Origin of the sequence: Pedobacter metabolipauper (genome assembly GCF_004362715.1) — a bacterium.
In the GTDB taxonomy this organism is placed as follows: domain Bacteria; phylum Bacteroidota; class Bacteroidia; order Sphingobacteriales; family Sphingobacteriaceae; genus Pedobacter; species Pedobacter metabolipauper.
Window position 1 is genome coordinate 1 of record NZ_SNYC01000009.1, and the last position, 12,332, is coordinate 12,332.

Annotated in this window: 7 protein-coding genes; 1 reads left to right on the forward strand and 6 read right to left on the reverse strand. The window is 44.6% G+C overall.

The window, feature by feature from the left end; translation table 11 throughout:
* A partial coding sequence (locus tag ATK78_RS21335) for a putative Ig domain-containing protein (protein ID WP_133578175.1) occupies positions 1 to 4,161 on the forward strand: 4,161 nt, incomplete at its 5' end.
* 232 nt (positions 4,162 to 4,393) lie between these two features.
* Here ATK78_RS21335 and ATK78_RS21340 read toward each other — a convergent pair.
* The 6 genes from ATK78_RS21340 to ATK78_RS21365 form a co-directional block, all read right to left on the reverse strand.
* A complete protein-coding gene (locus ATK78_RS21340) occupies positions 4,394 to 5,173 on the reverse strand; it encodes an SDR family NAD(P)-dependent oxidoreductase (protein ID WP_133578176.1) in 780 nt (259 codons plus the stop codon).
* 306 nt (positions 5,174 to 5,479) lie between these two features.
* The gene (locus tag ATK78_RS21345; RefSeq protein ID WP_133578177.1) at positions 5,480 to 7,222 is read right to left on the reverse strand and encodes a PDZ domain-containing protein; all 1,743 of its coding nucleotides are present in this window, start codon (positions 7,220 to 7,222) and stop codon (positions 5,480 to 5,482) included.
* A 5-nt stretch (positions 7,223 to 7,227) separates the two neighbouring features.
* Complete coding sequence (locus ATK78_RS21350) at positions 7,228 to 8,661, reverse strand: TlpA family protein disulfide reductase (protein WP_133578178.1); 1,434 nt, start codon at positions 8,659 to 8,661, stop codon at positions 7,228 to 7,230.
* A gap of 81 nt (positions 8,662 to 8,742) precedes the next feature.
* Positions 8,743 to 9,792 (reverse strand): TlpA family protein disulfide reductase, encoded by a 1,050-nt coding sequence (locus tag ATK78_RS21355; RefSeq protein ID WP_133578339.1) that lies wholly within the window; start codon positions 9,790 to 9,792, stop codon positions 8,743 to 8,745.
* A 233-nt stretch (positions 9,793 to 10,025) separates the two neighbouring features.
* Positions 10,026 to 11,537, reverse strand: coding sequence for a PKD-like family lipoprotein (locus tag ATK78_RS21360; protein ID WP_133578179.1), 1,512 nt, complete (start codon positions 11,535 to 11,537; stop codon positions 10,026 to 10,028).
* 31 nt (positions 11,538 to 11,568) lie between these two features.
* The gene (locus ATK78_RS21365) at positions 11,569 to 12,330 is read right to left on the reverse strand and encodes a DUF4843 domain-containing protein (RefSeq protein WP_133578180.1); all 762 of its coding nucleotides are present in this window, start codon (positions 12,328 to 12,330) and stop codon (positions 11,569 to 11,571) included.
* Between the last annotated feature and the right edge of the window lie 2 nt (positions 12,331 to 12,332).

The following is a 12,332-nucleotide window of genomic DNA, read 5'->3' on the forward strand; positions in this document are numbered from 1 at the left end:
GTTAATGATGTGACCCCTTCTGCATTGAGCTATACTACGCCAAATGTGTTTACTAAGGGAACTGCAATCACTTCGTTGTCTCCAACAGTGAGTGGTGGTGCAGTGACCAGCTACAGCATTAGTCCTGCATTGCCGACTGGATTGAATTTCAATACCACAACTGGGGTAATCAGCGGAACGCCAACCCTACTAAAAACAGCAACCGATTATACCGTAACTGCAACGAATAGCGGAGGCAGTACAACCTTTGCAGTAAATATTGCTGTTATTGATGTAATCCCATCTTCGTTGAGCTATACCACTCAAAATATATTTACGAAGGGAACTGATATTACATCATTATCTCCAACAATTAGCGGTGGTGCCATAACCAGTTACAGCATAAGTCCTGCTTTACCAACTGGTTTGAGTTTTAGTACCACAACTGGTGTAATCAGCGGGACACCAACCGTACTTAAAACAGCAACCGATTATACAGTAACTGCTACAAACAGTGGTGGCAGCACAACCTTTGCAGTCAACATTACCGTTAACGATGTAACGCCATCTGCATTGAGTTATACCACGCCAAATGTCTTTACTAGGGGTACAGCGATCACTTCGTTGTCTCCAACAGTGAGTGGCGGTGCAGTAACCAGTTACAGCATTAGTCCTGCTTTGCCGACTGGTTTAAATTTCAGTACCACAACCGGTGTGATCAGCGGAACTCCAAGCGTGCTTAAAACAGCAACCGATTATACCGTAACCGCTACAAACAGTGGAGGCAGCACAACCTTTGCGGTAAACATTACCGTTAACGATGTGATCCCGTCTGCATTGAGTTATACCACGCCAAATGTTTTTACTAAGGGATCTGCGATTACTTCCTTATCGCCAACAATTAGCGGCGGCGCGGTAACCAGTTACAGCATTAGTCCTGCTTTGCCTGCTGGATTGAACTTCAATACAACAACCGGTGTAATCAGCGGAACGCCAAGCGTGCTTAAAACAGCTGCCGATTATACCGTAACCGCTGCAAACAGCGGAGGCAGCACAACCTTTGCAGTGAACATTACCGTTAACGATTTGACGCCATCTGCATTGAGCTATACCACTCCAAATATCTTCACTAAGGGTACAGCGATAACTTCATTGTCTCCAACGGTTAATGGTGGCGTAGTAACCAGCTATAGCATTACCCCTGCTTTGCCTGCTGGGTTAAATTTCAGTACCACAACCGGTGTGATCAGCGGAACGCCAACTGTAATTAAAACAGCAGCAGATTATACCGTAACTGCAACAAACAGTGGCGGCAGCACAACCTTCGCGGTAAACATTACCGTTAACGATGTGGTTCCTTCTGCATTAAGCTATACCACTCCAAATATCTTCACTAAGGGTACAGCGATAACTTCATTGTCTCCAACGGTTAATGGTGGCGTAGTAACCAGCTATAGCATTACCCCTGCTTTGCCTGCTGGGTTAAATTTCAGTACCACAACCGGTGTAATCAGCGGAACGCCAACTGTAATTAAAACAGCAGCAGATTATACCGTAACTGCAACAAACAGTGGCGGCAGCACAACCTTCGCGGTAAACATTACCGTTAACGATGTGGTTCCTTCTGCATTAAGCTACACCACTCCAAATATCTTCACTAAGGGTACAGCGATAACTTCATTGTCTCCAACGGTTAATGGTGGCGTAGTAACCAGTTACAGCATTAGTCCTGCTTTGCCTGCTGGTTTAAATTTCAGTACCACAACCGGGGTAATCAGCGGAACACCGACCATAATTAAAACCGCTTCCAATTATACAGTAACCGCTACTAACACTGGTGGCAATACAACTGCAAGTGTGCGCATTACAGTTAACGATATAATACCGTCAGCGTTAAGCTATACCACGCCAAACGTATTTACTAAAGGAACAGCGATTACTTCCTTATCTCCAACAATTAGCGGTGGTGCAGTAACCAGCTACAGCATTAGTACTGTCTTGCCGACTGGATTGAACTTCAATACCACAACCGGTGTGATGAGCGGAACTCCAAGCGTGCTTAAAACAGCAACCGATTATACCGTAACCGCAACAAACAGTGGAGGCAGCACAACCTTTGCGGTAAGCATTACCGTTAACGATGTGATCCCGTCTGCATTGAGTTATACCACGCCAAATGTTTTCACTAAGGGATCTGCGATTACTTCCTTATCTCCAACCATAAGCGGTGGTGCAGTAACCAGCTACAGCATTGCTCCTGCTTTACCAACTGGATTGAACTTCAATACCACAACTGGTGTGATCAGCGGAACTCCAACCGTACTTAAAACCGCTACAGATTATACCGTAACTGCGATAAACAGCGGAGGCAGCACAACCTTTACAGTGAACATTACGGTTAATGATGTGATCCCTTCTGCATTGAACTATACTACGCCAAATGTGTTTACTAAGGGAACTGCAATCACTTCGTTATCTCCAACAGTGAGTGGTGGTGCAGTGACCAGCTACAGCATTAGTGCCACTTTGCCGACTGGTTTGAGTTTCAGTACCACAACTGGTGTAATCAGCGGAACGCCAACTGTACTTAAAACAGCAGCCGATTATACCGTAACTGCAACGAATAGCGGAGGCAGTACAACCTTTGCAGTAAATATTGCTGTTATCGATGTAACCCCGTCTGCATTGAGTTATACCACTCCAAATATCTTTACTAAAGGAACAGCGATCACTTCATTATCTCCAACTGTTAGTGGTGGTGCCATAACCAGTTACAGCATTAGTCCTGCCTTACCAACTGGTTTGAGTTTTAGTACCACAACTGGTGTAATCAGCGGAACACCAAGCGTGCTTAAAACAGTAACCAATTACACAGTAACCGCTACCAATACCGGTGGCAATACAACGGCGAGCTTGAACATTGCGGTTAACGATGTGATCCCTTCTGCGTTGAGCTACACTACTCCAAATGTCTTTACCAGGGGTACAGCAATCACTTCGTTATCTCCAACAGTGAGTGGCGGTGCAGTAACCAGCTACAGCATTTCCCCTGCGTTGCCTGCTGGGTTAAGTTTGAATGCCACAACAGGTATAATCAGTGGAACACCGGCAGCAATTAGCCCAACCGTAAATTATACCGTTACTGCGGCAAACAGCGGCGGCAACACAACGGCACTTGTCAGCATCACCATCAATTCCGATGTCACGATGGTCACCTGGTCTGCTCCTGCTGATCTGATATATGGAACCGCATTAAGCGCCATACAATTGAACGCCAGTGCGGCAATTCCTGGTACCTTTAAGTACAGTCCGGAAATAGGTACCTTGCTGCATTCCGGCACCGGTCAAATGCTGTCTGTAACCTTCCGTCCGGATAATCCGCTTTACCCGGTAAGTACCCAAAGTGTAACGATTAACATATTGAAAGCACCGTTACGCGTTGTGGCTAACAATGTATCACGCTGTTATGGAACACAAAATCCCGCATTGACCATGCAGTTTACCGGCTTTGTAAACAATGAAAATGAAGCACAGATCATTATACCGTCAATTGCATCTGCTGCAGATCTTCAAAGCGCAGCAGGTACCTATCCAATTACGTTGACAGGTGGCACTGCGGCCAATTATACCCTGGAACTTGTTCCCGGCACGTTAACTGTTAACCCGCTTCCGATCGTAACTATCACCAGTGATAAAGGCAATAGCATCAAAAAAGGAGAAACTATACACCTGAATACTTCCGGAAATGCAAATACCTACAGCTGGACCAATCCAGACGGACTGATCAGCGGACAAGGAACGGCTTCCATAAGCGTTAGGCCATCCAAGACGACAACATTCGAACTGATCACAACCAATGCTACAGGCTGCAGCAGCACCCAGACCATTACCATTGAAGTGACCGAAGATTATTCCCTGGTTAAAGGAACAAATATTCTGAGTAACAACGGAGATGGACGAAACGATACCTGGATCGTTAGAAATATTGACATGTATCCGGATAATACCGTAACGATCATGGACAGGGCCGGCCGGCAAATCTATAAAACAAAAGGATATCAAAATGATTGGAAAGGAATGCTAAACGGAAGTCCGCTCAAAGAAGGAACTTATTATTACTTTATTGATCTTGGAAACTATCGCCCCATCATTAAAGGCTTCATCTCCATCATTAATGAGTAATTATACCAGTAAATATTAACAGTATTTAGGCAGAAATATATGTAAATGCATAATTAGACAACAATAAAAAGGTCTCTCCATTTTATCGGAGAGACCTTTTTTATAAAATCAAATCATATGTTCATTTAATCATACTTAGAGCGTTCTCAACGTTCTCAACGTTCTTAACGTTCTCAATGTCGTAGTAACAAACTACTACATTTAATGAACATTTTAAATGCGATTCATAATCTTACATTCCAAATCCGCCGTCAACGGAAATGGCCTGTCCGGTTACATGAACTGCTGAAGCCAGGTAAACGGCCAGCTGACCCATATCTTCCGGAGTTTGGGCCTCTCCCTGAGGCAACAGGCTTTCCTGGTTTCTTTCCCACGACTGCTCTTCCGTTTCTCCATCTTTCGCGAAGGCTTTAGCCAATCCTTTATCACCTCTCCACATACCAGTGCCAACAATACCCGGACATAACGCGTTGACTGTGATTCCTTCTTTCGCAACTTCCTTAGCCAGTGAGTTCGTAAATCCGACAACCGCAAATTTTGATGCACTATAGGCCGATACATCAGACATGCCTGTTTTTCCTAAAATGGATGATATATTGATGATACTTCCAGATTTGTTAGGCAGCATCACTTCCAGCTCAGCCTTGCTGCACAGAAATACTCCCTTTGCATTTACATTCATAATGCGGTCCCAGTCTTCACCGGTCATATCTATTACCTTATGGATTCCCAATACACCGGCATTGTTTACCGCCACATCAAGGGTTCCAAAATCAGCAGCAACCGCCTGTACCATTGTCTTCACCGTATCGTAATTGGTAACATCTACCTGGTATGTTTTTACTTTTACGCCTTCTTTCTCAATTAAAACTTTGGTTTCTTCTAAAACATCAAGACCGATATCTGCCAATGCAATATCCGCTCCTGCTTTTGCCAGACTTAATGCAATTCCTTGTCCGATTCCTCTTGATGCTCCTGTAACTAACGCAACTTTTCCTTGTAATGAATTCATAATAAAAATATTAAATGTTTAAACTTGTATTTTTAAAACGAATCTATTCCCGTAAGGTTCGGCTAAATCGTCATTATGACACAATCATGTTAAAACGAGGACTTGTCATCAATCAAACTCCACCTCTGAACGTTGGATATCTGAATGCTTTGTGATTTTTCATTCATAAAAAAGCCCTCAAAAAGTTTCTAACTTTTTGAGGGCTGTGCAATCCAACTTTTTTATAGCACTGTAAATTTATGATACACCTTCGTAATTATACAATTGGCATTTTACAGAATCTACTTTCGTTATAGTGCCAGATTATTATAGCACCAGCTTTTGACTTAACGCGTCTTCAATAAATTTCTTTACTTCCATTGCAGGTATGGCCAATGTGGATGTTCTGCTGAAACGTGCAATATTGATCCCGTAAAACACACCGTCTGCACTGAAAACCGGACTTCCGCATTCTTCTGGTCTTAACGCAGCATCGTGTGAGAATACCCGTTTAAATCCATCAAGAAGGATACTTTTACCACCATCAAATCTTTCTGCCGGATGGTTGCTGATTTGAGGCCGTTGTTTTAAAATGGAGATCAGGTTGTATTTTTCACCGGCGCGGATACCCTGTATGGTCACCGTATCACCCGGGCCATACTTGATCAGCTCCCCTCCGTATTGTTCCGGTCTGCTGATGGCTACGTTGTTAAAGCCTGTGATCTGGTCGCCCAAAGCCAGCTTTGCTTCTTCTGCCGGACTGTTTGGATTGATGCGCGTTAGGATGATCTTCTCGTCGTTAAAGTTTGCCGAAGCACCGAAATATCCGGCACTGAACTTTCTTGGCTGGTTGAAATATCCGCTTCCTGCAATGCTGACCTTATAATCTGTTCCCGGTAATGGTGAGATCAGGAATTTACCCAGATCGTTAAAGGTCAGGCTATCCGTTTCTTTCACTGTTTTTAGTTTGATGGCGTTCTTCAGGCTTTCTGTAATATGAAGCAGTACCAGGTCATTTTCTTTGTCCCTCGACAGTACCTCTGCTTTTGCCGTTTTGCCCGCCCCCAGGTCTACCTCAGCAGAATTGCCGATCACTGAACTTTTGCCCACCAGAAATGATCCGCCTTTTAGCGCGGTGCCCGATTTACTCATCGGTACTTCATTGCCTTTAGGGGATAATCCTTCTGCTGAAAACACAGTACCCAATGCTTTTTTTTCTTCACCATTCACGGTGCTTTTAATCATCAGGGTACTTCCCATCACTTTCATCGCCGATTCCTTAAAATTAGCCGTTAAAGCGGCCAGTCCGGGAATTGCTTTGATTCCATCTGCTAAAGGATCCGCTTTGACCGGTTCTTCTGTAGCCGGCAACGCTTTGTAAGCTTCGGGAACGGTTAGGGCCGTCCAGTATTTTCGGTACATATCAACCGGTACTTCGAAGTTAATATCTTCCGGCTGATCGATCCTGCTGTGCAGTGCAACCACCCTTCCCATATAGTCGAACAACGGACCTCCGGAATCTCCCGGCTCCATTTTACAGGTAGATTCTGTAAATCCCCATTGATCCAGGACATTGGTGATCCGTCCGAAACGGATGGTCGGCAAGGTCTGGTTTAAGGTTTCCGGGTAAGAGATGCTCAGGCAGGGCTCATTTACCTTCAGGCTGGACGACCAGCCCATCTCTGCAAATGGCCATTCCCCTTTGGTTATGATCTTCATCATGCCCAGATCCGGGCGGTTATCCATTTCCTGGAAGCCCATCTTTCCAAGGGCGATGGCAATCGCTTCCCGGCCATCAGGAAAAAACACTTTATAGGTTTTGTTCGGCTGTATGGCATGAGAAACCGTTAGGATATACCCTTCGGCATTTACCACCACCCCACTGAACTGCGCACTGGCCTGTGCTTTACGAACCGTATCAAAGCCCCACATGCGGACACTTGCTGCGTACGACTTTTTGATGGCCTGACCTAAGGTCTTTTCGAGGGCTTTTTGGTCAAACTTCTGGCTGTATGCATCTGTTAATGCGCAAAAGAACGCAACGAGTACAATCAAACAATACTTTTTCATTTATTCTATTTTCCTAAAGATGATTCTGATCTTGCAAGTGCGATCATGGTACTGATCTCTTCTACAAAAGCATCGTTCCCACCAGCTGAATTACCGAGAGAACGGAACCGGATATTTCCTTTACCATCGATTACAAACTTAGCCGGAATTCCCGATAATTTATAACCTGATGCTGCTTTATTTGATTTTGTTGCCGGATCTTTCAAGTCCATCAATACATTAAAGGTGTACTTATTGCTGCTGATATAATTTCCAGCATCCTTAACCGGATCTGCTACCGTTTCCCAGGTATGGATAAACAGGAAAACCACATTTGGATCATTTTTGAACTTCGTCACTGCAGCCTGCATGTGTGGAAATGAAGCTTTACACGGACCGCACCAGGTTGCCCAAAAATCAAGGATCACGGTTTTACCTTTATAATCGGACAGGGAAACAGTCTTTCCCTTTAAATCCTGAACCGTGAAATTGAATGCTGGCTCATTGATCATCTTCTTAACCAGCTCTGCACTTACTTTCTCTTTTAGCTGCGCATATAATGATTTTTCATAGTCTGCAAATCCCTGATCGCTTCCTTTTACCGCTGCATAAGCGGCTTTAAACTGTGCCTTAACTTCTGCGGATGCACGTCCCTGTTTGATGCTCTCTTCCATTAATGGATAAGCTTCATTGTACTGGCTCTTTGCGACCAACAGGTTTAAATACGTATCGTTAAAGGCCAGATCTTTGCTGTTGTCCTGCGCAGCAGCCACCTCTTTAGCATATTTTAATCCTTCTGTATATTTCTTATTGGCATACAATGCCGCTGCATACTGCTTGGCATACGCATAGTAATCTGCCGAACGTACGGAAGAACTTTTCAGCTCATCATCGATTGATTTTTTGATCAGTTTTTCTGCCAGCACATATTCTTTTCTCGCGTAAGTTTCTCTCGCCGCATAAGAGAATGCCTTGGTTTTATATACGGTATCTTTAATCCCGCTCAGGTATTCTATCACCTTTTCCGGGTTATTTTTAAAGGTAACGGCTACGAAGTACTTTGAGGTGTCAAAGTAACGGTGACCGGCAAGCTTAGGGTTGGCACCAAACCGGGCAACAAACTGCTTGTATTTTTTCTCATTCTCTACCGCATCGGTTTCACTGTAGATCTCGTTTAAGGCTTCATCAAATGCAGCCAGTCCATCCGGAAATTTCTGACGCGAAAGCCTGGCAACTTCATCTCTCCTGGTTGCATTGCGCTTGGTGTTGTAGTAGGAAACGAGTAAGGACAGATCTTCCTCTTCATTGCTTTTATAAAGCGTTTCCAGGCTTTGCTTCAGGGCCACTGAATCTTTTTGGTTGATCAGTTCAGTTAATTTCGGATTTGCTGGCCCGCGTTGTGCCGATGCGGTCAATGCCGAAAGACCGGCAAGCAAAATAAATAATGTTTTAAGTTTCATATCGTTGGTTCAATTCGTGGTTTATGGTAATATTATATATTTGCCATTAATAACTGCTGCGAAAATAGTAAAATATCCCAGTTATTTTTTCGGAGCTTCAGCGGCGGCGGCTTCTGCCTTTTTCAACAGTGTTTTGGCTTTTTCCGGTTGTCCGGCCTTGGTATACAAGTCTGCCATTGCGGTGTAGGTCTTCGGGAAGTCCATACTCCATGGATACAAGTCCAGCTGTGCCTGGTAGCTGTCCGCCGCCAGCACATACAGCTCTGCCGGCATATTCTCCCTGCCGGTTACCGCATCTGTAATGGTGGAAAATTTCGGCTCATCGCTTTTGGCGATCCATACCTTTCCATATACTGCTGCCTGCTTAGGGTCTGTTTTGACCAGCGACCAGAACGTAAAATGCCCTAAATAGGGATAATATTTCAACGCCGGTTCTTTCGCATTGATCTTTTCAATTTCCAAAAGCGCCTCCTGCGGCTTTCCTGGATTTCCCATGAACGGGTTGAGTACCATCATGATGTTATTGTCTATGGCCGATAAGCGTTCCCATTCTTTTCTTTTTACCGCTTCTGCCTGGTTGTTCCAGGTTCCGGATACCACCTGCGGCAGTATTTTATCGAGGTTCTTCGGATGTCCGGCCCAGGCAATCTTTCCTTCACGGTCTACCACAAAGGCATGGGGTATTCCCCGCTGACCATAAGCCTTAAGCCAGTTATCGGCCATAAATTTATCCTGCTCAAAACCAACGGCATAATCCATTTTATCGCCCATTCCGGCAACAAACTTTTCAATCATTGGAATGGTCGTTGCGGCCCGCTCCATAATGCTGATTCCAAGAACCGATACGTCTTTCTTATATTCATTGGCTAGTTTAGACAGGTGCGGCATTCCTGCAATGCAGGGCAGACACCAGGTTGCCCAGAACTCTACCACGTAGATCCTGCCTTTTTTAAATTCGGAAATGCTGTCTCCCTTAAACCATTTTGCAATTTTAAGGGGTGGTGCCGGATCTCCCAATGACTTAAGGGGCTTTGGTTCTGCCGTTTGTGCGTGTGACCGGGTTACATTGAAACCGCTGAGCACATTGAAAACCAGTATACTTAGTAAAACGATCCGTGTTAATTTTTTCATTTGTTATTTTATTTAAGGTTGATATTAGGTTCAGCCAGATTTGAAAGTTTTGATAACCTGAGGATTTATGATACATCCTCAGGTTATTTTAGGCTATTCCTGATCTTTGGTCTTATCAATAATCCATTCACCATTAGAATCCAATGATCAAAACTTCTGTAATGTTGCAACGATCATTTTTATTTCCATGAGCAGTACGCTTGATCAATTATTCATACAACCAATGACCGGGCTTAAGCTGGCTTTAAACACATTTCTTTTATTTTCCCAAATCCGTCATACACTTTAAGCGGCGTTGCCATCAGCGACCCGCTGGTTGGGTTGGCATCCAGCAGATATACTTTTCCGTTCTTAGTGGCTGCATTCCAGGTTGCCACATACATGATCCGGTTGCTTTTACTCTCTGTTCCGGTATACCCGCTTCCTGGTTGTTTGAGGAGTTTTATAGACGTGATCACTTCGCCCGCTGGTGCCGTAAAGGCTACTGATGGAGTGCTTGCCGTATTGGTCGCATTGTTATAGGTAAAATTATACAAGATCTGATCGTTCGCATAAAAAGCGACGGATCCCAATGTTCCCAGCTCAAAATACTTCGCATTAAAGATATTCGGCATCGCACTGATATCGACCATACAAAGATCCGGCTGATCTGGCAGCGTAAAGTTAATGCCATAGAACCAGCGCTTGCTTTTGTCTATATCCTCAAAAAATGCGTATTTATAAGTATCCGGATTGGATGAAACGCCATTTTGTCCAAAGCCAATTCCAACATATACCAGGTCTTTGCCAATGTTGCCCAGGTTGAAGCGGGCTGTTGAGCCGGCTTTAGGGCTTGCATAGGTGGCGGCCTGACTTAACTGCTGTTCCATGTAAATAAACCTTCTGTTCAGCATGTCGTAAAACCCGCCGTTCTTACCATAAATGGCGTAACCGAACGGTGCTGCTTTATACCCTTTAGTATCTACAGATATTTTACCAATAAATAATCCGCTATATTGCCAGTACACTTCGCCATCGTTAATGAGGTGATTGCCAAAGAACGGAACTTCCATTACGGCTTCTGGTTTTGGTGTTGGCGCACCGGCTACAAACAGCTGGTTAAAATCCTGCAGTTTTTTATAATCCGGCCGGTTTAACCGTACTGCGGTTTGGCTGGTAAAGAGCATATCTGCTGCCGGACTGGATACATTGCTCACAATGGAAACCGGTGTACCTGCAAGGGGACCGCCATTCACTTCCGAATAGATGTTTCTCATTACCACATCTGTTGTGATGGTTTTGACGATTTCCGTAGACCGGATTAGTGCCACATCGGTGCTGCCCCCTGCCTGGGTCTCGTATGCAACCAGCCAGCCGTAGGGACGCGGAGAGTTTACGATGATCGTATACCGCATCAGTGCACGGATGCCGGTTGTTTTTTCCTTAACCTGAAGCTCTGCCGTGTAAGTACCGGGGTTATTCGCGATGACAGACCTGAATTCTTTCTCCCTGCTTAATGTATCTGCAGTGGTACCATACACGCGCCATAGGTATTCTAAATTGGATTCACTGCCATTGTACACTACTTTTGGAGTGATAACAACCGTTCCGATGCTTTGCGGGGTTTCAAATGTTTTTTGAACACCAACCGTATCGATATAAAAATCTGGCAGTTCTTTGTAATCGTAGTTCCCGTTATCCTTTTTACAAGCCGCAAGCGTTGCAAGGAGCAGGAATATATACCCTAAATATTTTGATAATTTCATCTGTTTATTTTTTGAAATTCATGATTAAACCTTACTCGCAGCTGCTGCAGATGCCGATGGCTATGCCACCTTCACTTTTCAATGGCTCACCGGGGTGAGCGGCATTATAAGCGGTCAGATCTTCAAGGGCCCTGCTGGCAATGTAGAACAGCTGGTTATAAAGCCCGGACAATACCGCCAGATTTTTATACTCTGTAGCATCAACAATAAGCCTGTGCTTTACTTTGCTGTATTTTCCGAAGTAAAAACCTACGGCTCCGCTACCGTCCCAATTGGCGGGTTTTGTCAGTTCGTCGGTCCACACCAGGCTGAAGGTACTTTTGGGTGCCGCCTCAAAATTGGCGTTCGCTGCAACTCTCAGCGCCAGTTTAACACTTGAACTTTGAATTCTTGTACTGCGCTTTAATACCACAGGTATTCTTGCGGTTGCGCTTCCTGCTTTAACAATGAATGATGGCGGCAGCGCATATTCTGCAGGCATTGCTGTAGTTTTAGCGGGATCTATTTCCAGCTGAAACTCCCTGTCTGACGATGAAACCCCGCCCATTATGGTGGCAATTACAGAAACCGGGGCTTCTGATGTTCCTGCCGGATAAACGGCGAAGCTGAACAGCAGGGAATCTGCTGTAGCATATTCAAGCGGATCTCCGGCAATGCCGATCCGGTTAACATCTTTATAGGTCTTGTCCTGTTCGTTCTTTTTGCAGGCAAACAACAATGGAAGAGTAACCAGGGCGATCAGTATTGCGGTAAAAGTTCTTATTTTATACATAACTGTTTTATTCTTGTTCATAA

Bases quoted from the DNA above. Each gene is read 5' to 3' on its own strand.
- ATK78_RS21340 (WP_133578176.1), bottom strand. From the start codon at position 5,173: ATGAATTCATTACAAGGAAAAGTTGCGTTAGTTACAGGAGCATCAAGA.
- ATK78_RS21345 (WP_133578177.1), bottom strand. From the start codon at position 7,222: ATGAAAAAGTATTGTTTGATTGTACTCGTTGCGTTCTTTTGCGCATTA.
- ATK78_RS21350 (WP_133578178.1), bottom strand. From the start codon at position 8,661: ATGAAACTTAAAACATTATTTATTTTGCTTGCCGGTCTTTCGGCATTG.
- ATK78_RS21355 (WP_133578339.1), bottom strand. From the start codon at position 9,792: ATGAAAAAATTAACACGGATCGTTTTACTAAGTATACTGGTTTTCAAT.
- ATK78_RS21360 (WP_133578179.1), bottom strand. From the start codon at position 11,537: ATGAAATTATCAAAATATTTAGGGTATATATTCCTGCTCCTTGCAACG.
- ATK78_RS21365 (WP_133578180.1), bottom strand. From the start codon at position 12,330: ATGAACAAGAATAAAACAGTTATGTATAAAATAAGAACTTTTACCGCA.